This window comes from uncultured Megamonas sp., from assembly GCF_958438645.1.
In the GTDB taxonomy this organism is placed as follows: Bacteria; Bacillota; Negativicutes; order Selenomonadales; family Selenomonadaceae; genus Megamonas.
Genome location: NZ_CAUBSM010000006.1, coordinates 35,383 through 58,891 on the forward strand (window position 1 = coordinate 35,383; position 23,509 = coordinate 58,891).

22 protein-coding genes and 1 other annotated feature are annotated in these 23,509 nt (G+C 31.7%); of the genes, 8 read left to right on the forward strand and 14 right to left on the reverse strand.

The annotated features are described in order from the left end of the window. Positions 1-39 precede the first annotated feature (39 nt). The gene (locus Q5I67_RS06300; RefSeq protein ID WP_302486746.1) at positions 40-1,011 is read right to left on the reverse strand and encodes an L-lactate dehydrogenase; all 972 of its coding nucleotides are present in this window, start codon (positions 1,009-1,011) and stop codon (positions 40-42) included. 325 nt (positions 1,012-1,336) lie between these two features. Next, positions 1,337-1,535, forward strand: a binding site (T-box leader). Between the two features lie 48 nt (positions 1,536-1,583). On the opposite strand from Q5I67_RS06300, the gene pheS reads away from it, so the two are divergent. Together pheS and pheT are read left to right on the forward strand one after the other, a co-directional pair. Further along, positions 1,584-2,609 carry a phenylalanine--tRNA ligase subunit alpha gene (gene pheS / locus Q5I67_RS06305; protein WP_302486747.1) on the forward strand — a complete coding sequence of 342 codons (1,026 nt, stop codon included), beginning with the start codon at positions 1,584-1,586 and terminating at the stop codon, positions 2,607-2,609. 21 nt (positions 2,610-2,630) lie between these two features. Continuing rightward, a complete protein-coding gene (gene pheT, locus Q5I67_RS06310) occupies positions 2,631-5,066 on the forward strand; it encodes a phenylalanine--tRNA ligase subunit beta (RefSeq protein ID WP_302486748.1) in 2,436 nt (811 codons plus the stop codon). A 57-nt stretch (positions 5,067-5,123) separates the two neighbouring features. Here the strand turns inward: pheT and Q5I67_RS06315 are convergent, their stop codons facing one another. From Q5I67_RS06315 to Q5I67_RS06325, 3 genes are all read right to left on the reverse strand, one after another. Further along, a complete protein-coding gene (locus tag Q5I67_RS06315; RefSeq protein ID WP_302486749.1) occupies positions 5,124-5,525 on the reverse strand; it encodes an arsenate reductase ArsC in 402 nt (133 codons plus the stop codon). A 16-nt stretch (positions 5,526-5,541) separates the two neighbouring features. Next, on the reverse strand, positions 5,542-6,528 hold the full coding sequence (locus tag Q5I67_RS06320; protein WP_302486750.1) for a permease: 987 nt from the start codon (positions 6,526-6,528) through the stop codon (positions 5,542-5,544). A 69-nt stretch (positions 6,529-6,597) separates the two neighbouring features. Continuing rightward, positions 6,598-6,876, reverse strand: a complete 279-nt coding sequence (locus Q5I67_RS06325) for a helix-turn-helix transcriptional regulator (RefSeq protein WP_302486751.1) — start codon at positions 6,874-6,876, stop codon at positions 6,598-6,600. An 86-nt stretch (positions 6,877-6,962) separates the two neighbouring features. Here Q5I67_RS06325 and Q5I67_RS06330 point away from each other — a divergent pair, with 86 nt between their 5' ends. From Q5I67_RS06330 to ftsW, 4 genes are all read left to right on the forward strand, one after another. Next, positions 6,963-7,886 (forward strand): ketopantoate reductase family protein, encoded by a 924-nt coding sequence (locus Q5I67_RS06330; protein WP_302486752.1) that lies wholly within the window; start codon positions 6,963-6,965, stop codon positions 7,884-7,886. Positions 7,887-7,925: 39 nt separating this feature from the next. Next, positions 7,926-8,711 carry a sulfite exporter TauE/SafE family protein gene (locus tag Q5I67_RS06335; RefSeq protein WP_296895914.1) on the forward strand — a complete coding sequence of 262 codons (786 nt, stop codon included), beginning with the start codon at positions 7,926-7,928 and terminating at the stop codon, positions 8,709-8,711. 129 nt (positions 8,712-8,840) lie between these two features. Further along, complete coding sequence (trmB, locus tag Q5I67_RS06340; protein WP_302486753.1) at positions 8,841-9,509, forward strand: tRNA (guanosine(46)-N7)-methyltransferase TrmB; 669 nt, start codon at positions 8,841-8,843, stop codon at positions 9,507-9,509. Then, positions 9,509-10,705, forward strand: a complete 1,197-nt coding sequence (gene ftsW / locus Q5I67_RS06345) for a putative lipid II flippase FtsW (RefSeq protein ID WP_296895910.1) — start codon at positions 9,509-9,511, stop codon at positions 10,703-10,705. Before trmB ends, ftsW begins: the two co-directional genes overlap by 1 nt. A 786-nt stretch (positions 10,706-11,491) precedes the next feature. On the opposite strand, the gene dhaL is transcribed toward ftsW, so the two are convergent. After that, positions 11,492-12,115, reverse strand: coding sequence for a dihydroxyacetone kinase subunit DhaL (gene dhaL / locus Q5I67_RS06350; protein ID WP_302486754.1), 624 nt, complete (start codon positions 12,113-12,115; stop codon positions 11,492-11,494). A 306-nt stretch (positions 12,116-12,421) separates the two neighbouring features. Here dhaL and Q5I67_RS06355 point away from each other — a divergent pair, with 306 nt between their 5' ends. Beyond that, on the forward strand, positions 12,422-13,255 hold the full coding sequence (locus Q5I67_RS06355) for a menaquinone biosynthesis protein (RefSeq protein WP_302486755.1): 834 nt from the start codon (positions 12,422-12,424) through the stop codon (positions 13,253-13,255). Positions 13,256-13,358: 103 nt separating this feature from the next. On the opposite strand, the gene manZ is transcribed toward Q5I67_RS06355, so the two are convergent. From manZ to Q5I67_RS06395, 8 genes are all read right to left on the reverse strand, one after another. Further along, positions 13,359-14,174 (reverse strand): PTS mannose transporter subunit IID, encoded by an 816-nt coding sequence (gene manZ / locus Q5I67_RS06360; RefSeq protein WP_302486756.1) that lies wholly within the window; start codon positions 14,172-14,174, stop codon positions 13,359-13,361. Between the two features lie 16 nt (positions 14,175-14,190). After that, positions 14,191-15,012 (reverse strand): PTS mannose/fructose/sorbose transporter subunit IIC, encoded by an 822-nt coding sequence (locus tag Q5I67_RS06365; RefSeq protein WP_302486757.1) that lies wholly within the window; start codon positions 15,010-15,012, stop codon positions 14,191-14,193. A gap of 71 nt (positions 15,013-15,083) precedes the next feature. After that, entirely contained in the window at positions 15,084-15,560 is a 477-nt protein-coding gene (locus Q5I67_RS06370) for a mannose/fructose/sorbose PTS transporter subunit IIB (protein WP_018998592.1), read from the reverse strand. After that, positions 15,560-16,003 (reverse strand): PTS sugar transporter subunit IIA, encoded by a 444-nt coding sequence (locus tag Q5I67_RS06375; RefSeq protein ID WP_302486758.1) that lies wholly within the window; start codon positions 16,001-16,003, stop codon positions 15,560-15,562. Before Q5I67_RS06375 ends, Q5I67_RS06370 begins: the two co-directional genes overlap by 1 nt. Positions 16,004-16,242: 239 nt before the next feature. After that, the gene (locus tag Q5I67_RS06380; protein ID WP_302486759.1) at positions 16,243-18,969 is read right to left on the reverse strand and encodes a sigma 54-interacting transcriptional regulator; all 2,727 of its coding nucleotides are present in this window, start codon (positions 18,967-18,969) and stop codon (positions 16,243-16,245) included. A gap of 128 nt (positions 18,970-19,097) precedes the next feature. Beyond that, the gene (locus tag Q5I67_RS06385; protein ID WP_302486760.1) at positions 19,098-19,820 is read right to left on the reverse strand and encodes an NlpC/P60 family protein; all 723 of its coding nucleotides are present in this window, start codon (positions 19,818-19,820) and stop codon (positions 19,098-19,100) included. Positions 19,821-19,924: 104 nt separating this feature from the next. Further along, the gene (locus tag Q5I67_RS06390; protein WP_302486761.1) at positions 19,925-21,190 is read right to left on the reverse strand and encodes a DAK2 domain-containing protein; all 1,266 of its coding nucleotides are present in this window, start codon (positions 21,188-21,190) and stop codon (positions 19,925-19,927) included. 128 nt (positions 21,191-21,318) lie between these two features. Further along, complete coding sequence (locus tag Q5I67_RS06395) at positions 21,319-22,572, reverse strand: Nramp family divalent metal transporter (protein ID WP_302486762.1); 1,254 nt, start codon at positions 22,570-22,572, stop codon at positions 21,319-21,321. Between the two features lie 150 nt (positions 22,573-22,722). On the opposite strand from Q5I67_RS06395, the gene Q5I67_RS06400 reads away from it, so the two are divergent. Next, positions 22,723-23,001, forward strand: coding sequence for a metal-sensing transcriptional repressor (locus Q5I67_RS06400; protein WP_008539007.1), 279 nt, complete (start codon positions 22,723-22,725; stop codon positions 22,999-23,001). 38 nt (positions 23,002-23,039) lie between these two features. On the opposite strand, the gene Q5I67_RS06405 is transcribed toward Q5I67_RS06400, so the two are convergent. After that, the gene (locus Q5I67_RS06405) at positions 23,040-23,396 is read right to left on the reverse strand and encodes a molecular chaperone Hsp90 (RefSeq protein WP_117585064.1); all 357 of its coding nucleotides are present in this window, start codon (positions 23,394-23,396) and stop codon (positions 23,040-23,042) included. Between the last annotated feature and the right edge of the window lie 113 nt (positions 23,397-23,509).

A 23,509-nucleotide genomic window follows, 5' to 3' on the forward strand; every position in this document is an offset into this window, starting at 1 on the left:
CGCTATTAAAATAAATATTTATAAATTATCTAATTGTATTTAAGCTACAGCTTCTGTCTTTTTCTCAATAGCTTTCATAGCAAATTTTACACTTTTAGCAGAAGCTATCATTTTACCTACTTCTTCATCAGTTAATTTTGGTGTAAATTTCTTGATAATTCCTGTGTTATTAAGCATACAAGGCAAGCTCAAAGCCACATCATGAATGCCATATTCACCAGTTAAAATAGATGACATTGGTAAAATTGTATATTCATTATATTTTATAGCTTTAATAAAACGACAAGCTACCATAGCAATACCTGTATTTGTACAACCTTTTAAATTAATTACATCATATACAACTTGCATGATTTTTTGTTCAATCATACCTTTATTTAATTTATAATCACGATAAAAAAATTCATCCATATTGCCTAAACCTAAACTTGCAATGTCCACTGTACTCCATGCCACAAAACCAGAATTGCCATGTTCACCTAATACATAGCCATGTACAAGTTTTGGGTCTAAATGATAATAATCAGCCAAAATTCTACGTAAGCGGAAAGTTTCTAATAAAGTACCTGTACCAATTATCTTTTCTCTTGGATAATCAAAATTAGCAGATACATAATAAGTAGCTACATCTAAAGGATTAGTTACTACTAAAATAATTGCGTCTTTTGTATAACGAACGATTTGCGACATTACACTATCCATGATTTTACAATTCGTCTTAGTTAAAATTAATCTATCAGGTGTTTCTCCTGGTTTTATACTTGGACCAGCTGTGATAATAATCATACTAGCATCTTTGCAATCTTCATAATCGCCTTCATGAATATAGATATTATGACTGCTAATGCAAGCTGTAGCATGACTTGTATCCAAAGATTCACCCATGCATTTTTTCTCGTTAATATCAATTAATACAACTTCTGATGCTAAACCGAAATCTGCAATTTTATTCAACACTGCTGTACCAACATTACTAGCACCAATAATAACGATTTTACCTTCATCAAACATAATTCCCGCACCTCTTTTATAATTTATAAATATTCTTATTTTTCTAACGTTTTATCTTTGACTATATTCTATCGCTATTATTTTTCCGTTTCAAAATCCATTCTATTTTTTAGAGATTTTTACAATAATGCTAGTTTTCATATACTTTATTGTATTTTATATCTCTAATTTGTTTTTTATAAATGCCATAATTCGCAAAATCGCCCCTAAAATACATAAAAATAACATAAATTAAAATTATTTTTTTATAAAAATCTTCAATATTTGCTCAATCTTGTTTTTAATAAATTTTTATGATATACTTTTCACTGTAAAATTGTAATATAACTAAGCGATGATAAAGAGAGTAAATTAAGATTTCTTTTACAGAAAATATTGTCTAGGCTGAGAACAATAAAAGAAAATTTAATTGAAGTTCACTTTGGAGCTTCTATGGTGAAAATAAGTAGTCATAGCGTCTGGCAGCGTTAATGCTTTTAAGTATCAATTAGGGTGGTACCGCGAAACAAGCTTTCGCCCCTTCATGGGGTGAGAGCTTTTATTTTTTGTTAAAATTTTGTAGGAGTGAAATCATGGAACAAGAACTCAAAAGTTTACAACAAGAAGCGATTAATGATATTAATAGTGCTTCTAATCTCAATGCACTAAATGATGTGCGTGTAAAATATCTTGGTAAAAAAGGCTCTTTGACTAGCATTTTACGTGGTATGGGTAAATTAAGCCCTGAACAACGTCCTGTAGTTGGTCAAATGGTAAATACAACTCGTAAAGAATTAGAAACTGCAATCGCAGCGAAACAAGAAGAATTAAAAGCAGCTGAACTTGCAAATCGTTTAGCTACAGAAAAAATTGATGTTACTCTTCCTGGTCGTCGTCAAAGCTTAGGACATCTTCATCCTTTGACTGTTACATTAAATAATATAAAAAATATCTTCACTAGCATGGGTTATTCCATCGCAGAAGGTCCTCAAATTGAATCTGATTATTTCAACTTTGAAGCTTTAAATCTTCCAAAAGATCACCCAGCTCGTGATATGCAAGACTCTTTCTATATCACAGAAGATATCTTACTTAGAAGTCAGACTTCTCCTGTACAGGCTCGCACAATGCAAGCTCATGAACCAAATAGCCCAATCCGCATCATTGCTCCTGGTCATGTATATCGCCGTGATGATTATGATGCTACACATTCCCCAATGTTTACTCAAGTTGAAGGTCTTTGCATTGACAAAAATATCAGCTTTGCTGACCTCAAAGGCACACTTGTTACTTTCTTACAACAAATGTTCGGCGAAGATGTAAAAGTTCGTTTCCGTCCTAGCTTCTTCCCATTCACTGAACCAAGTGCAGAAGTAGATATTTCCTGCGTTATGTGTAAAGGTAAAGGTTGCCGTGTATGTAAAGGCACTGGCTGGCTTGAAATCTTAGGTGCAGGTATGGTTCATCCTCATGTACTTGAAATGAGTGGTTATGACCCTAAACAAGTTAGCGGTTTTGCTTTCGGTATGGGTGTTGAACGTATTGCTATGCTCGCTTATGGCATTGATGATTTACGTTTATTCTATGATAATGATGTACGTTTCTTACGTCAGTTCTAATATTAAGGAGGATTATATTTAATGCAAGTTTCTATTAAATGGCTTAAAGATTATATAGATTTTACTGAAACTCCAGAGCAGCTTGCTGATAAACTCACAATGGCTGGTATTCCTGTAGAAAATGTTGTAGACCCTGGCGAAGGTTTAGAAAAAGTTGTAACTGGTCGCATCGAAAAACTTGAACCACATCAAAACTCTGACCACTTACAAATCTGCACTATGAATGTTGGTCTTGCTGAAAATATCATCATTGTAACAGGTGCTCAAAACGTAGCCGAAGGACAAGTTGTTCCTGTAGCTATGGTAGGTGCTCATTTGCCAAACGGCATGAAAATCTCCAAAGGTAAACTTCGTGGCGTAGCTTCTAATGGTATGCTTTGCTCCGCTCAAGAATTAAAACTCGACCTTGAAAAATTACCTGAAGAACAAAAAACTGGTATCTTCATTTTACCTAGTGATACTCCTGTAGGTATTCCTGCTAAAGATGTATTAGGTTTAAATGATGTTGTATTGGAATTTGAACTTACAGCTAACCGTGCAGACTGCTTCAGTGTTTTCGGTCTTGTTCGTGAAATTGCTGCTATCACTGGCAACAAACCACATTTTCCTGAAATCAAAGTTAATGAAGATGATAATACTAAATTAAACGATATCTTCTCTGTAGAAATCGCAGACCCTGATTTATGCTCTCGTTTCTCTACACGTATGCTTAAAAATGTAAAAATCGGCCCATCTCCTGAATGGATGCAACAACGTCTTGAAGGTGCTGGCATTCGTTCCATCAATAATGTAGTTGACGTTACAAACTTCGTTATGATTGAACTTGGTCATCCTATGCATGCTTATGATTATGATAAAATCACAGGCAAAAAATTAATTGCTCGTCGTGCCATTGAAGGTGAAGAACTTCATACTCTTGATGATACTTCTCGCAAAGCAAAAGGCGAAATGCTCGTTATCGCTGATAGCGAAAAAGCTGCTGGTCTTGCTGGTATCATGGGTGGTTTTGAAACAGAAATCACAGACACTACTACTACTGTAGTATTAGAATCTGCAGATTTTTATGGTCCATGTATCCGTAGAACTGCTCGTGCTTGCGGTCTTTCTTCTGAAGCTTCTGGTCGCTTTGAACGCGGTATTGATAGTGAAACTACTATCAAAGCTTTAAATAGAGCTGCTCAATTACTTCAAGAAATGGGTGCTTGCTCCGTTTGTGAAGGAATTGTAGACGTATATCCAAATCCAAAACAGCCTGTTTATGTTACATTCACACCAGAACAAATCAATAGACATCTTGGTACTGATATATCCAAAGATGTTATGATCGATATCATCACAAGTGTTGGTTTTGACATCACTAAAGATGAAAACGATGAAATTACAGTTAAAGTTCCATCTTGGAGAAATGATGTAACTCGTATGGCTGATATTTCTGAAGAAATTGCCCGTCTATACGGTTTTGATAAAATCAATTCCACACTTCCAAGTGGAGCATCTATGCAGGGAACTCAATCTGCAAAACAAACATTTATTGATAAAGTAAAAGCTTCCTTATCTAGCCAAGGACTTTATGAAACAATTTCCTTTGCTTTAACTAATGAAGAAACTTTCAATAAATTAAATGTTCCACAAGATAGCCCTCTTCGTAAAGCTGTACCTATCATGAATCCACTTTCTGATGAATATCCTCTCGTTCGCACAACATTGCTCAGCAGTATTTTTGATAATCTTGCTCGCAATCTTGCCCGCAAAAATGATGATGTAGCTTTATTTGAAGTAGGCTCTGTATTCTTCCCTAAAGCTCTTCCTGTAACAGAACTTCCTGATGAAGTTGTAAAAATTGCAGGTGCTATCACTGGTCGTCGCCATGCTCAGGGCTGGAACCAAACAAATGATATGGTAGACTTCTACGATGCTAAAGGCATTATTGAAGAATTACTTGCAAATCTTCGTGTAACTCGTTATACAGTTGAAGCTGGTACACACTACGCTATGCACCCAGGCAAAACTGCTCTCTTCAAAAAAGGTCGCGATGTAATCGCAACAGTTGGTGAAGTTCATCCTGCTGTACTTTCTGCTTATGGTATTACAAAACCTGTATATATCTTTGAACTTGACGCTACTACTGTTATGAAATACATGGCTAAAGACTTAAAATATAAAGCATTACCAAAATATCCAGCAACTAGCCGTGACCTTGCAATGCTAGTGGATATTGATGTAAATGCTGCTGATATCGAAAAAGCTATGACTAAAGCTGCAGGTCAAAATCTCACTCAAATCACTTTATTTGATGTTTATACTGGTAAACAAGTTGAAGAAGGCAAGAAAAGCTTAGCATTCTCCTTGACTTTCCAATCCAATGATAAAACATTAACTGATGCTGAAATTGATCCTGCAATTGAAAAAATTGTAGCTAAACTTCAAAAAGATTTCAATGCAAATCTTCGTGGTTAATTTTTAATATGTATAAGCAAAAGGCACTATAGAAAGATATCTATAGTGCCTTTTATTTTAGATTTCTTTATTTTTGATTTTCATGATTAAATCATTCATTTTTGCTTTTATCTGTTCAACGATTTTTAAAAATTCTTCATCAGATTTTCCTGTAGGATCTTGTAGTCCCCAATCCTCACGATATTTACATTTAATCGTAGGGCAAGCTACATTGCAACCCATAGTTATAACAACATCAATTTCTGGCAGCTCCTGCAATAATTTAGGTTTTTGCACCTTTGTTATATCACCATAACCTAATGACTCCATAATGCGAACTGCATCAGGATTTATTTGACTTTTTAACTGTGTCCCGGCAGAAAAAGCTTCAAATACATCTTTTCCCATTTCTTTAGCTATAGCTTCTGCCATTTGGGATCTACAAGAATTATGCACACAAATAAATGCTACTTTTAACAAATTTTACACCTCTATCTTAAAATACAAAATTAAAAATATAGCCTACAAAAATAATCCCTATACTTACAATACCTATAAATAAAAACAATAATTTTCTTTGCAATACTTGGCTGAGCATAATAAGTGATGGAAGTGATAAAGCTGTTATCGCCATCATCAATGCTAAAATCGTACCAGCTGGCACACCTACTAAATACAAAGCTTCAGCGATTGGCAAAGTTCCAAATATATCAGCATAAATAGGTATGCCAATAATTGTAGCTAAAATAACAGCAAAAGGATTATTATCTCCCAAAATACTTAAAATAAATTCTTGTGGTATCCAATTATGAATTACTGCACCTATTAATACGCCCAATAATACATAAGGAAAAACTTTTCTCACGATAATTTTAGTATCATTTAAAGCATAATTTAATCTTTGTCTTTGATTAAAATACTCTGATTCAGCATAAAAATCTCTAATTGCTCCATCATATTTTTTCAAATATCTTTCAACCTTCATTATCGATAAGACTTTACCGCCAACAACAGCTAATATTACGCCTACAACTGTATAAAAAATAGCAAATTCAGGTCCAAAAAATGACATCAACATAAGCATAGATGCCACATCTACCATAGGAGAAGATATCAAAAAAGAAAAAGTCATGCCCACAGGTAATCCCGCTCTAGTAAAACCTATAAAAATAGGCACACTTGAACAAGAACAAAATGGCGTTACAGTTCCAAGTAGTGCTGCAATTATGTTCCCAGTAAAACCATCAAAATGTGTCAAAATTCTTTTTGTCTTTTCTGGTGGAAAATACGACTGAATATATGATATCAAATAAATTAAAGTTACTAATAAAATAGTTATCTTTATCGTGTCATAAAAGAAGAAATGAGCACTTGACCACCAATTTGAATTTTGGTCTGCATGGAAATAATTTATTAATACAAACCAAACTAAATCACTTAACCACTTCATTCCTAATATCTGTTCAATAAAAAAATCAAACATCATACCACCTCATATCAATTTTTTTTGATATGAATATTATATCAAAAATTTTTGATATGACAAGTTATTTTATTTTTTTAACAAAGAAATCATCTCTTCAGTAAATATACATTTTAATAAAACATGATTTATACTATAAAAATTCCACTTACCTTGAGGCTTTACTTTTATTAAATTCGCATCTAACAATAATTTTAAATGATAAGATAATTTACTCTGTGCTATTGCGAATTCTTCCATTAATTTACAAACACAGATTTCTTCATGTTTCGCTATTTCTTGTAAAATTTTTAATCTCATTTCATCAGATAAAGCCTTAAAAATTTTTACATAATCAATTTCTGTCATATTATTTATCTCACTTTCTCATTTTATTAAGAAAAATCCCTTATACTTTGTTATAATAACTATATCATATTTAAGGAGGGATTTTCTTGAAATACCTAATCGTCGGTACAGGAGGTACTGGTGCATGTATTGGCAGTTTTTTAGCAAAAAAAGGCCATGATGTAACTTTCATTGCTAGAGGAAAACATCTTCAGGCTATCCATGAAAAAGGTCTTACGATCAAATCCGATAGAATAGCTCCATTTAATTTAAAACCAGTTAAAGCTATGACCACTGAAGAATATATCCAATCAAATGAAAAACCAGACGTAATTTTTATCGCTGTCAAAGGATATGCCCTTGAAGACATCATTCCTTTATTAGCCAAAATCAGTGATGAAAATACCATTATTATTCCTATATTAAATATTTATGGTACAGGATATAAATTGGCTAAAAAATTACCTCATACAAATGTTATTGAAGGCTGTATCTATATCGTAGCATATATTTCAGCTCCTGGAGAAATCACACAAAAAGGTAAAATTTTCCGCATTGTCTTCGGCACACGCGGTCAAAGTCCATTAAAACCTAAATTAGAACAAATCGCCACAGATTTAAAAAATAGTGATATTTCCGTAGTTTTATCCGAAAATATCGCTGATGACACTTTCCGCAAATTTGTTTTAATTTCTCCTTATGCTAGTTGCGGAGCATATTTTGATATACCTGCAGGTGTCATGCAAAAACCTGGCAAAGAACAAGATTTATTTATCGCCTTGACTAAAGATTGCATTAATCTTGCCCAAGCCTACAATATCAATATTCCTACTAATTCAATTGATATAAATTTAAAAACATTAAATGCTATGACGCCAGATACTACTGCTTCTATGCAAAAAGATTTACAAAAAGGCAGTCAATCAGAAATTGATGGTCTTATTTTTGAAGTTGTTCGCATGGCAAAAGCTAAAAATATTTCTGTGCCTGCCTACGAATTAGTTGCTAAACATTTTGGATTCATTGAATAAAATATAATAAATTATAAAACATGAAAGTAAGGTTTTTTTATGATTGAAATACTTGTCTTATTTGTCGTTGGTATCGGTGTTGGTACATTTGGTACTTTAATCGGTATCGGTGGTGGTTTAATCATGATACCACTTTTTACATTTGCTTTAACTCCTTCTATTTTTCATTCCGCTCCTGAAATTATCGGTACTTCATTATTTGGTGTATTTTTAAATGCACTTTCGGGAACATATGCTTATATACGACAACATCGTGTTTATTTTAAAGCCGCAATTCCTTTTGCTATTGCTACATTACCAGGAGCTATTTTAGGTAGTCTCGTCAGTGATTATTTTACAGGCCCAACATTTAGTTTGAGTTATGGTATTTTCATCTTAATTATCGCTGCTATAATGTATTGGAACTCTTCCAATAAAAAAGCGATTGCTTTAAAATTTGATGAAAATTTATTTATTGCCCGCAAAAAAATTGGTATCATCTTAAGTATGTTTGTCGGTTTTATTTCTAGTATTTTCGGTATTGGTGGTGGCATTATCCATGTTCCAGTGATGATCTATGCACTTGCCTTTCCTCCACATATGGCAACTGCCACATCTCATTTTGTATTAGCCGTATCATCATTTATGGGTGTCACTTCTCATATTTTCTTAAATCATATTGTTTGGATACCTGCTCTTGCTGTCGGTATTGGTGCTATTTTCGGAGCACAAATCGGAGCTAGATTATCTAAAAAAACAAAACCTCGCAGTATAATTTTACTTCTTTGCATTTCTCTATTCTTATTGGGTATCCGTATGATCGTTGAAAGTCACCTTTTATTTTAAATTTATCTTCTAAAAGCTTCTGTTCTTAATTATAAAAAAGAGCAGAAGCTTTTTAATTAAAAATCATGTATTTATAAATCTTTTGTGATAAAATATTCTTTGAATATATTAACAAAAAGGAGAATTATTTTGCGTTTACGAAGAAAACCTTGGATTGATGAAGCTATTTTAGATTTTAAAGATTTTGTATATACTAAAGGACAAAGCCCTTCCGAAGAAATAAAAGGTCATTGGCATGAAGTATTTAATCGTCAAGCACCTCTTTATGTAGAACTCGGCACTGGTAAAGGTGATTTTATCAGTAAAACAGCCGCCCTTCACCCAGATGTAAATTTTATTGGCATAGAACTTCAACAAGATGTCTTATATTATGCTGCTAAAAAAGTAAAAGAACTTGGCTTAACTAATGTTCGCCTAATGGTATTTAATATTGAACAAATTGAAAATATTTTTGCCGAAGATGAAGTTGATCGCTTTTACATCAATTTTTGCGATCCATGGCCAAAAGCTCGTCATGCTAAAAGACGTTTAACTTATGTAGGATTTTTAGAAAAATATCGTAAATTATTAAAAGATAATGGGGAATTATTCTTTAAGACTGATAATAGACCTCTATTTGATTTTTCATTAGAACAATTTGAACTCGCTAATTTAAAAGTAAATGCACTTACTTTTGACCTTCATAATAGCGAATATCAAGCTGATAATATCATGACAGAATATGAACGTAAATTTAGCGGTTTCGGTGAAAAAATCAATCGCTGTGAGGTAACTTTTACTAAACAGGATAAAAAATAATGCTGACTAAACAAAAATTTTGGATAAATGATATGGAAGCTATCACCTGTATCATGTTTATCCTGATTATCATAGGTACTATAAATATTTGTAGTGCTAGTTCAATAACAGCTTATACCAATTTTGAAAATCCCTATTTCTTTTTAATTCGTCATTTAATAAGTCTTTTAATTGGTTTTATAGCTTTTGCCATAACATCTAGATTTAATTACAAACGATTACAAAATTATTCTTTACTTTTAGTAATACTAACCATTTTATCTTTAAGTGCAGTATTGCTATTTGGTATTACCGTAAATGGATCAAAACGTTGGCTTCCCCTAGGATTTATGCAATTCCAGCCTTCTGAAATTGCCAAAATAGTAACTATTATCATCAGTGCCTCTTATTTAGGACAATGTTTAAACAAACAAATTCCCATCACTATAAATCCTCAAAAAAACATCATCTTTCTTTTATGTTTAATAATTGCTGGTTTTGTTGAAGCTCAACCAGATATGGGGACAGCACTTATCATCATCGGTATTCCAACCATCATGTATTTTATTGCTGGTTTATCCAAAAAATGGATTGGTATAACGTGTGGCATAGGTATTATTTTATTTATACTTCTAGCTACATTCCAACCATATCGTTTAGATCGTATTAAAAGTTGGTATGACCCTTGGTCAAGGGCTCAAGAAGATGGCTATCAAATCGTACAATCCATTTTGGCTATTGGCTCAGGAAAAATCTCTGGTATGGGACTTGGACATGGTTTTAGTAAATATTCATATCTTCCAGAATCTCATACCGACTTTGCTTTTGCCGTATTATGTCAGGAATTAGGATTTATAGGTACATTGATCGTATTTCTATTCTTAATAGCACTTGCTTATTATTGTATAAAAATTGCTCTACGCACTAAAGATAATTTTGGTAAAATGCTCGTATGCGGCATTACTTTATTGATTGTTGGACAAGCTACTGGTAATATGGCTATGGTTATAGGTCTTGTTCCCGTTGTTGGTGTGCCATTACCATTTATCAGTTATGGTGGTACTTCATTAATTTTAAATATGATTAGTATTGGCTTAGTATTAAGCGTAGACCGTCATAATAATAAAACTACTAAATCGTTAAAAAAAGAAACTTTATCTACTAATCCTCCTATTAAATATCTAAGCAAGAAAAAACATTTATATCGTTTAAAATAAAATATTTCACTTAATTAAATAAGCATAAAATAAAAATTTATTTTATGCTTATTTTTTATTTATCCTAATAAAATAAAAGACGATTAACATATCTTCATGCTAATCGCCTTTTATCTAGTATACTGTGTATACATCAAATTACCTCACTATTTAATTTTTTTTTGCAAATCTTCCCTTAAGTTAGAAGTCTTTGCTGTATTTATCAGTCAGCTAACATGTGTAATATGCATTTAATTCCAAATACACCATTTTACATTTTCTTTATACCCTAACTAACTTAAAATACACCTAATACGTATTATACACTTTTGATAAATTAAATTATGAATTTTGTAACGTTACTTTTTGTGCACCCTTATAAATCAATTTAGACTTTAACTAGCAATGCCTTACTACCTATAAAATCTAGTTTTTCTTTACAAACTTGCTTTCTTCAACAGCACGAGATATCTAAGTGCAACTTTCATTAAAGCCTTTTTGCAAATACGCTATAACCCTCACTCCCTTCGAATGTTTCTTATACCAAAGTAATTTTCTAGTTCCTCTGTACAATAATTATATTGCTCATTCTCCATAAATTACATTTTAGATAATCACATTCTTTTCGTTTTTAATAAAACTCTGAAGAAGTTCTAAGCACTATAGCTTTTCTTTCTGCCTTTATTATAACATAATGCTCATTTTATTGCAATAATCAGATTATTTTTTTTTTATATTTTTTTCAGTAAAAAATAAGTGTCTACTATATAATTTCATAGTAGACACTTATGAACTATCAACAATTTATTAACGTTGAAAAAAGTTATATAATTCTCTAACCATAATAATTGAAGATGTCGCACCTGGGTCTTGATGGCCAATACTTCTGATACCTAAATAACTTGCACGACCTTTGCTTGCAGAAATAGTACGTGTATAATCAGCACCTTCCTTAGCTGCTCTTGATGCTTCACCTAAACATTGGAATAATGTTAAATCTTTTTCCTTTCCTTTTACAAAAGCTGTATGTACAGGAATTAAAACATCTAACATTGTTTTTTCACCTGGTTCTACACGACCACGTTTTTTGATAGCCTCAATAGCTTCACCTAAAACTTTAATTACAGAATCTACTGTAAAAGATGTATTTTCATCACAAGCTTTAGCTGCACGATTAAATGCTGCTGCATACAATGGACCAGCTGCACCACCTACATTTTCAGAAAAAGCTGTGCCAATAGCTTTAAAAACTTTTGCTGGATTGCCATCATCATTCATATTATCAATTTCTTCTAAAGCAGCTTTAAATCCAATAGCCATATTATTGCCATGGTCGCCATCACCAATAGCTTTATCTAACATATTTAAATAATCTTTTTGGGCAATTATAGCTTTGGCTATATGTTCAACTGCATCTTTAATTCTTGTCATATACAATACTTCCTCCCCAAATCTAGTATGAATATTATAATATTATTTAATTAAATAACTTATAAATAGCCTAAATATACAGATTAATTTTAACATATAATCTGCTCACTGTGTATATATATCTATAAAAAAATCATATCTATCAATATACTCCATTTATCTAATCATATAATATATAATATAAAAAATAAGCTTTATTGTTTTTCTTTTGTCAAAATAATATAATAGTATATTATATTATCCTATATTTTACAACATTTTAATATAATATTTTTATTTTCATAATTCAATAAAAGAGGTATCTACATGCTTAAACCAAACGTTGGTCATATAAATTATTTAAATTGTCTTCCCTTAACCTATACATTTACCAAAAAACCTAGTGATAAATTTAATTTATTCAAAGATGTCCCTGCTAATTTAAATCAAGCAATCATGCAAAACAAATTAGATATCAGTCCTGTATCTTCCATAATTTATGCCCGAAACTTTGATAAATTAATGATTTTACCTGATATCAGTATCATGGCAAATGGCGATGTTCAAAGTATTTTTTTAGTCAGCAAAAAACCGATTGATGAAATTACTAATGATAAAATTTTACTAACATCACAATCAGCGACATCTCATTGTCTTTTAAAAATCATCATGAATAAAAGATATTATGCTACACCTAATTATACCATTGCTAAAGTTTCTCCCCAAAATCCAATTCCAGATAAAGATGCTACAGCTTCATTATTCATTGGTGATGATGCCCTTTACTTAAAATATCATCAAAATAAAGAACTATATTATTATGATATGGGCAATCAATGGAAAGAATTAACTAATCTTTGTATGGTATATGCTGTATGGGTTGTCCGCCAAGATTTCGCTCAAAAATATCCTTTAGAAACTATGCATATTCAACAATACATTCAAAATGGTTTCACTGATGGTTTTAATAATCTCACTCAAGCTATCAATGAAATTGCTATAGATAAACCATTTTCTTTTTCTCAATTAGAAGAATATCTTCATGTAATTCAATGGAAATTACAAAAAGAACAAATACAGGCTTTATCTTTATTTTATCAATATGCTTTTGAATTAAATTTAATTGGTAAACTTCCTACATTAAATATTTTCCATAAATAATTCAATATATCCTTTTTAATATTTTTATAAACAACCATAAATAAAAATGGTGCTGATAAAATTTATCAGCACCATTTTTTTATATTAATTTTGGTCGGGGAACTTATTTAAGAATGCCTAAGCCATAACCGATAATACCTACAGCGAATAAACCAAAAATGATCCAAATCGCATTGACTTTTTTCTTCATTAATTTCATACATGCAAAAGTCAATAAGAGTGGTACAAGACCTGGCATCAATTGATCTAAAATAGATTGAATAGTAGTTGTAACTACGCTACCATCTTGCATAGTTACTTCTGAAATAACTACTGGAATATTGACTGTTGTCCATTTATTTACCAGTGCCCCCATGACAAACAAACCTAAAATAGAAGCACCTTCTGTAATTTTTTGAAGAGTATTTCCAGCTACATCCTGAATAATATCAGTACCTTTAGTGTAACCGTATTTAATACCATACCAACGAATAAGTAAACGTACTACATTGAATAATACAAAGAATAAAATAGGACCAAGTAAGCTACCGCCCATAGCTAAAGAAGCACCAAGAGCTGCACAGATAGGACGAAGTGTACCCCAGAATATTGGGTCACCAACACCAGCAAGAGGTCCCATCATACCTACTTTAATACCGTTGATAACACCATCTTGAATATCTTTACCGTTAGCTTTTTGTTCTTCCATAGCTGCTACTACACCAATGATTGGAGCTGTAACAAATGGCTGTGTATTATAAAATTCTAGATGTCTTTTAATAGCTTGTTTTCTTTCTTCGCCTTCATATAATTTTTTAATAATAGGAACCATACCAAAGCAAAAACCAAGTGCTTGCATACGTTCCATATTCCATGAACCTTGAAGGAAATTCGAACGAATAAAGGTCCAGAATAAATCATTTGAACTTAATTTTTTCATAGTCTTCAACCTCCTCTTAGTCTAATTCATCATCAAGATCATCATCTAAATCGCTCTTAGCACTACCAGAACCAGTTGCTGCTGCTGGAGCTGCCACCTGATGATATTTAGGACTAAGTTGAATGTAAACAATAGCACAAACAAGACCAATTACACCAAATGCAACTAAGTTAAAATCTGTAAATGCTGCTGTAACAAAGCCGAGGAAGAAGAATGGCATTAAGTATCCAGCATTCATCATATTGATAACCATTGCATAACCAACTACAACGATGAAACCACCAGCAACTTGAAGACCACCTGTGATTACTGGAGGAATTGCATTTAATAAACCTTGAACAGCATCTGTACCAATGTACATAGCTACAAGTAAAGATGGAATAGCTACACGTAAAGCTTGAAGTAATAATGCACCTAAATGGCAAATATCAATACCTCTTAAATTACCTTCTTGAGCAAAACCATCAGCTTTATGTTGGAAAAATACTGTTATTGTACGGCAGATAATAGTTAATACTTGACCTGCTGCTGCAAGTGGCATTGCAATAGCAATACCTGCACCAATACTTTGATGACCTGCAATTACAAGGATTGTGGAAATAACTGAAGCAAGTGCTGCATCTGGTGCCATAGCTGCACCGATATTCATCCAGCCAAGTGCAATCATTTCCAAAGTACCACCAATTATAATGCCTGTTGTCATATCACCTAAAATTGCACCAACTAATGTACATGCTATCAATGGACGATGAGTCTGAAATTCATCTAGAACACTGCCCATACCAGCTATTGCTGAAACTATAAAAATAGCTATAAGTTGTACTCCACTGAGTTCCATAAAAAAAACCTCCGTTCATAAGATTAGATTAACAGCTATTGAGGTTAATAGCTGTTAATCTTTTCATTTAATTATTTAATAATTTCCATTAAATTAACGCGTTTATCTGTATCTACTTTTCTAAATTCGATTTCAATACCTTTTTCACTTAATTTTTTGAAGGATTCTACATCTTTATCATCTACAGAAACAGCATTTGTAATCTGACGTTTGCCTTCTTTAAAGCTCATGCCACCAACGTTTACAGATTTAATATCTACGCCGCCTTCAACCATACGCAATACACTTGTAGGATTTGTGAAGAGCAATAAACATTTATCATTTTCATATTTAGGATTATTATATACGCGGATAGCTTTATCTACGCTAACAACACTGGATTTGATACCTGGAGGAGCTACTTGTTTTAAAAGAGTAGCACGAATAGTATCTGCTGCTACATCATCATCACATACAATAATACGTTCGCAACCTGTAACTTTTGCCCATACTGTTGCTACTTGTCCATGGATTAAACGGTCATCAATTCTAGCTAATACAATTTTCATTATAAATCGTCTCCTTCATCATCTGTTTCGCTTTCTACTTGACTTTTATGGAATTTTTGAGCTCCAGCCGCACTAGCTTCTATTGCTTTTTCCATAGCATCTTGTATATTAGCATTATCACCATTACATAAACGATAATTAATAACTTCTACAAGCATTGGTAAGCTAACGCCTGTTACAATACCACATTTATCATTTTCCATAGCTACTCGGCATGCGGCATTGTAAGGGCTACCACCAAATAAATCATTTAAAATAATTACTCCATTTGTTGTATCCATTTCTTCCATGGCTTTATTATATTTAGCCATTAAATCTTCTGGACCTTCCCCTGGTACTAATGTTACTGTTTTTAAATTATCTGGTTGACCACAAATCATTGCACAAGTATTCACTAATTCTTCTGCTAAATGACCATGAGTACCAACAATAATACCTAACATTTTTATTTCCCCTTTCAAAATTCTTCTTGTTATATATTATATGCAAATGGCGTGCCAAGTTTTAGTGTCAAAAATTTTATTAGAACCATAAGGACTTTTCTTTTAATAATTATGCGTATTGTCTAAAAATTGACACTCTTCTTCATTTTACTAAACTGTGTCAATTACATTTTGACACTAAATCAAAAAGTCTGTGTCAAAATCAATTTGACACAGACTTTTTTGAACACACTATTTTTTTAAATCATCGTTACAATATAATACAATTCATCTTTTGTTAATTTTATTTGTAATGTCTCATCAAAGATTTTTGCTGCCTCTTCTACAATCTCCAATTTTTTTATATCGACATTTTTTATATTTTTTTCATTAAATTTAAGACCATTGTGAATTACCATTCGCTCTAATGCACAACCTATGTGTATTATTAAACGCAATTTTTGAGGATTATCCCATGTTAACTTCAATTTTTCTTCTAATGCATTAATAAATTTAAGCAAAATATCAATTATCTTACTAGGATTTAAATACAATAACATTTCTTGCAATCCATCTTCACAAAAACGCTTTAATACAATATTTGTTTCATCTTTTTTTACAATATCCTTTGCACCAACAATTTCACGCAAAATAATATCGCCTTGTCCACTTATTATCTGTTCAATAGGTATAAATGGTGCATCTATATGAGGATTTTTTATACCTACAACAGCAATAATTTGATATTTATGTCCTATTTCAGTTAAGCGTTTATGCATATCTACAAGCCCTATAGGAATTACTTTTATATGATTCATCGAAGCATCGATCAAGATATCTATCACTAAATTTTGTAATTTTTCTGCTGTTCCCTTTCCTGTACTACAGATTGTTACTACAGCTTTTTGTCTATCATTTGTGTCATCAATTGATAGTGTGTTATGTTCATATCCATTAAAATTTTTCATTGAATCATATATTGCATTTAAACTAATGCCCGCGATATCTGCTTTTCTCATCGCTTCTAATACAAATGGTGTCGTAACCATGCCTAAAGTCCTAACTGGCACACCCAATCTTTCTTCTAATATAGGCCCAAAACTACATAAAGAACCCATATCCGCCAACAATAATACACCTTCTTGGCAATTAATATTTTGTAATTGCTCAACAATCTGATTCAACATATCCTCAGGTCGACACTCTAAAGGCATATCAAAAGCCAGTAGTGGAGCTTTATTAGCACTAAATAATTTTCGTGCTACATTCACCATAGAACTTGCTGTATATTCTCCATGCATTGCTACTGCTATTACTATTTTTTGCGATTTATCTTCTTGTTTTAAAGATTGTAATAACATGGCAAAATATTCTGTTTCAGATTTTGACACAGATACTTTATATTTTTCTTCAATCATCAATTTTATTTTTGTCGCTAATTTAAATTCTATAGAATTAGTGTCAATCGTACCTTCCAAAGCATTATGCAAGTTTTGCTTTCCTTTTATGCGATTGAATAAAGAACTTAAATGTAAACCAAACGCATATAAAAAACGTTCTCTTGACACTAATTTTATATAACGTTCAACTAAAGACACTACTTGCTGAGCAAATTCCACCATATCTGCATCAATAATCTTCAATAATCTATCATAAACAGATAAAGATACATCATTTTTTTGATTATAAAAAGTTTTTACATACGTATTTACATCAGCTACAACTATTTGTTGAATTAATTCTTCTGCTATGCCTTCTCGTTTAAGCATATTAACTTTATTTTCTACCATTTGATATAAATTAAATGGTTCATCTTCGCTTTCTCGCGGCAATTTACTCTTACTAGATGGCGTCACATATAATCCCTTTTCAATATAACGACCTATTAAAGCTATATCTTCACGAGTTTGACTCATCGGCAAAATCCCTGATTTTATATTAGCTGGTAACATTTGATAATTTATCTCTATATGACCATCTGTTTTTATGCCATTTAAAAAAGCTTGTGCACATAAAAGACGAATATTAGATTTTAATTGACCTACATTGCCATTACCAATACTACCAATAATAGCTTTTATCGCATCTGAGGAAACTTTTACTGGTCTTTTAATACTTCGTGATTCTTCCGTAAATAACACAGTCATTATTTCTAATTTTTCTTTTAATGAACGATCTGCCAGTGGTGGTATAGATATTATATTAGGGATACGTCTTTTAAAAGTCTTAGTCAATACTGAATCAGGATTTTCTGTAGTTGCTCCAATGATTAACACACTAGCTGTTCTCTCTCTTTTTGTTTCACCCAAACGATTAAATGTGCCTGTATCCATAAAATAAAAAATCATTTCTTGACCTTCTGGTGGAAGTCTATGGATTTCATCTAAAAATAAAATACCTTCATTGGCTGACTCTATAAGACCTGGAACAGATTTATCTGCCCCAGTAAAAGCCCCTTTTATATGCCCAAAAATATGCGATATTAATAATTGCGGATTATTATAATAATCTGCACAATTAAAAGTTACAAAAGGAGCATTTGTGGCAAAACGACCAACTTCTTTGCCATATTCAAACATCATATGTGCTAAAAGAGTTTTACCAACACCAGTTTGACCAACAATCAAAGTATGTAATCCATTTGGAGGATAAATAACAGCCGCCTTAGCTTGCTCTACCTGTGTTTTTAAACTATCTTCCGCACCAATTAAATCGCTAAAAGCTGATTTTTCTATTTTATTTAATTTAGTAAGCGTTTTTATACCTATCTTATCATCAATATTTTCATTATTTATTTTATATAAAACAGGTCTACCTGCTATTTTAGTAATTTTACCCATTCTATATAATCTATTTAATTCTCTACTCACATTACTGCGTAAAATTCCTAAATTGTCCGCAATAGCAGTTGCTGTTAAACCTTTTTCATTTTCTTGATTTTTGGCTACTTCTTGCAAATATTCAAAAACTTTCTCGATGCGTTTCATTGTCAATTACCTTTCTGCTCATATTATATTTATAAATCATTTCTATCACTCAAAATTCTTCAACAATGAAATTTTTTTCACTTTATTTTTTATTTAGAAAAAACAGCAGGAAAAACCTGCTGTTTTCTTTATTTTACTATATGTTTACCACCATAATATCGAGCTGCCCAATATGCATTATCCAAGTTATCTACACGAATACCTCTACTTGTTGAAGCATGTATAAAATTTCCGTTACCTAAATATATACCACAATGCGATGCTCCTGGTTCATACGTAGTAAAAAATACTAAATCTCCAGCTTCTAAATCATCTTGTTCTACAAGTCTGCCTAATTTATATTGTTCATCTGCCGTACGTGGTATACGAATTCCATGTTTAGCAAAAACATATTCTAAATAACCCGAGCAATCAAATCCTGCCGGTGTATTACCACCAAAAACATAAGGAACACCAACATAATCTTTCGCTGTTGCTATAATACCTGGAACTTCTTTTTTAGATAAAAATTGTCTACCATATGGTACAGATGATAAGTTATCTAAAATAATATTTGTATTCGTAGACGATTGCGAATTAACTATAGCTGTTTGTCTTCCACCCTTAATAGCCCACCATGTCTCACGATTTACAATACCCGTCGCTTTTATCTTATGATCTTTTTGGAATGCTTTTACTGCCTCTTGCGTTTCCTTATCATAATTTCCACTAATTTTACTCAAATCATAATTCATACGAATGAGGTTTTGCTGTAAAACAATTACATCATGTCCATGAGAATTTAATTTCAATATTGGTGCTGCTTGTGCATTTACATTTATAAAACAACAAATAATTGCTAATATCAGCACTTTATAACTCAATATATAATACCGCTTTGCAATCTCCACCTATTCCCACCATCCCTTCATTTTTATTTATATTATTTTCTTTTATATCTTACATAAAATCATATTTAAATAGCATCACGCATATTTTGCAAATTTACTTTTAAAGTATTATTTACATCAAAAACTTTTAATGCCTTTACTTGCTCTTCTATATTATTAGTATAAATAATTTCTATATTATTCTTTAATAAACGTTTCACTTGTGCCATAACCAAAGAACTTGCTTTATTATTAGACAGAATAATATAATTTTGAGCAATATCTCCATGGATTAAATTTATTAAATCACCAACAGATGGACCACTTACTTTATCTTGAGTGATGACTGCTATAGCTCCTAATTTTTCCAGAATCTGTGCTGTCTTTTCATCATCAGCTACTGTTAAAATAGCAGTATCCATAATAGTTTTATCTACATTTTTTAAATCATGTGGCATTGCTAAATTTTGAATTTTAATATCTTCTATCTTACCCCAATCTACAGCTTGTTCAAGTACAAAACCTGGACAATCTGTATGTAAATATACAGTTATTTTATCATCAAAAGCCTTAACTACCACTACTTTACCCAATGGATTTAACATTTTTTCTAAATCATCTATACTAGCACGACATTTTTCCAAACCAAATGATACTGCATATGTATAAACGATATCATGTTTAGGATTTGGTACATCATGAGATTTTTTAAACCCAGAAGAAAATAATAATATTGGTGATACATAATTTCCATCTAAGCCAGCTCTACAACCCTGTAAAAATACAACTAAAGCTTTAGCCCCTGCATCTACAAAGCCATTTTTCTTTTCTGCTTGACCAAGAGCAACACCACCTGCTTTAATAGCTTCTGTCAAAATTTCAGCAATTGGCAAATTAGCACGAACTGCATTATAGGCACCTTTAGCTACGGCTTTTGCTGTAATAATTAAAGGACGTTCTACTTCATCATTTACAGCACGTTGAGCATATAAAATACCATATTGGAAAGATTTTCCAAAAACAGAAGATGAAGCATCATATTTTCCAGCTAAACCCTTGGCAATACCGCGTAAAATCTGAGAAATCAATACACCAGCATTTCCATGTGCTCCTAAAATAGCTGCACTACCTACACGTTTTGATACACCGCCAATACTATCCGCTTGTAAATCACGTAATGACATTGCAGCCGCACCTATTGTACGTAAAATATGTGTACCAGCTTTTTCATCCATTAAAGATTCTGAATTCAAAGCATTAATATTTTCATATTCTAATAAAAAAGCACTATATGCACCTGCAATCATTCTTTTAAAATCATTACCTGTAATTACTTCTCTATTTCCTGTCATAAAAACCACTCCAATATTCTAAGTGAATAATATATATTCTACTAAATAATATTCTAAAAATCCATCAATATATCCTTTTATTATTTATAAAAAAATGGATTACTAAAATTATACATCTATTTTATCACTTATTTATAAAAAATTTCCCATAATAAAATTAAATTTAAACAAGTTACAATTATGCCAACAACAATTAAAATAATTTTTTGATATAATCCATTCACAAATTTCCCCATTATTTTTTTACTTGATGTTAAATATATCAACAAAAATATAGTAATCGGTAATTGTATGCTTAGAAACATCTGAGAATAAATCAAACCTTCAAATGGGTCTTGAATGAATATGATAACTAATATAGCTAAACCATAAGTTATCAATACACCATGCCATGAATGATAATCTTTAATATTATAATCTTCACCAAAAATACCAGAAAAAATACTACCTCCTGCTATACCACAAGTCGCTGTTGAAGATATCCCTGCAAACAACAAAGCTATAGCAAAAATCAAAGCTGCACTATTCCCTAAAATCGGTCTTAATAATTCTGTAGCTTGCACTAAATCATCTACTTGTAAATTATGTGAAAAAAATACACTGGCCGCAATAATAATCATGGCACTATTTATAGCCCAACCAAGCCCCATAGAAAATAAAGTATCTAAAAACTCATATTTTAATTGTCGTCTTATGATTTTTTCATCTTGTAAATTCCATTGACGCGATTGTATTACTTCTGAATGCAAAAACAAATTATGAGGCATAACCACTGCCCCCAATACACTCATGATAATTATAATTGAACCATCAGGAAAAGATGGCGTTATCCATCCTTTTACTGCACTTGTCCATTCAATCGGCACCATATTTAATTCAAGCAAAAAAGAAAAACCTATAATTGATACAAATGCAATGATAATTTTTTCCATTTTAGGATAAGAATTTGTTTTTAATAATATGGCACAAAAAACAGCTGTAATTATAGCACCTAAAACGAGTGGTATATTGAATAATAAATTAAGTGCTATAGCTCCACCTAAAATCTCTGCTAAAGCCGTGGCGATAGAAGCCATCATCGCCGTCGCTAATATTGGACGTGAAAGATATTTCGGCAAATATTTTGTTGCCGCTTCTGAAAGACAAAGTCCCGTTACAATACCTAAATGAGCAGCATTATGTTGAAGTAAAATAAGCATTATTGTCGAAAGTGTTACCATCCACAATAATAAATAGCCAAAATCTGCACCAGCTGCTAAATTTGAAGCCCAATTACCAGGATCAATAAAGCCTACTGTGATTAAGAGTCCTGGTCCAATATAACGAAGAATTTCTCTAGCTCTTTCACTTGCCGAATGTTTTTTACTATAATCTTTTAACATAAATTTATTCCTTTGCTATTTATTTGAAAACTTTTCTCAATTAATATTTAATTTAAATTATAGCAAATAAAAATGTACAATCCAATAAATATTTAATCTTGACTTCATGTTATAATAATTATATTAATATAATCAAAAGGGGATTATTTTATGAAACAATGTATGGAAACAGAAAAACTCCATCGCCGTATAAAAAAAATTATTGGGCAATTGAATGCCATAGATAGAATGATTGATGATGAAACTATTCCTTGTGAAAATGTTTTAATGCAAGTAAATGCTGCAAAATCCGCTCTACATAGTGTTGGCAAAGTAATTTTAGAAGGGCATTTAAAACACTGTGTAATCGATGGTATTCAACATGGTGATGCAGAAAAAACAGTTGAAGAATTTGCTAAAGCCATTGACCATTTTTCTAGACTATCATAAAAAAAGCGATTGATTTTCATCAATCGCCATTTTTATTATTAGAGCATTTGTTCTTTTTTCGCTAAAATATCTGCTACAGCTTTGCATGCTGGGCAATCGCAATATTTGGCACCTTTTGCCTTAATATCTTGAGCATGAACTAATACATTTTTTGCCATTTCTTCACCAAAAACTTTAACACCCATTTCAGAATTAGCAAAAGCAATCAATCCATCAATCGGCATAATATCAGCTTCAAGCTCTGCTATATATTTTTTAGTTTCTGCTAATTGATTATCTGTGCCAATAGCATCAAGCCAATTTTGTGCTGCTTGTTTTGCTTCTTTGCTACAAGAAGGAGCATTCATTAATTCATGTGTTTTTTCTACAACATAATCTAATACTTTTTGATCCATGATAAATCCATCGCCTTTCTAAGTATTATTTTCTCATTACTTTTATAATATAACTACTCAAAAAAACTGTAAAGTAACTAATTATCAAATAAAAATGCACCCTAAAACTCTAT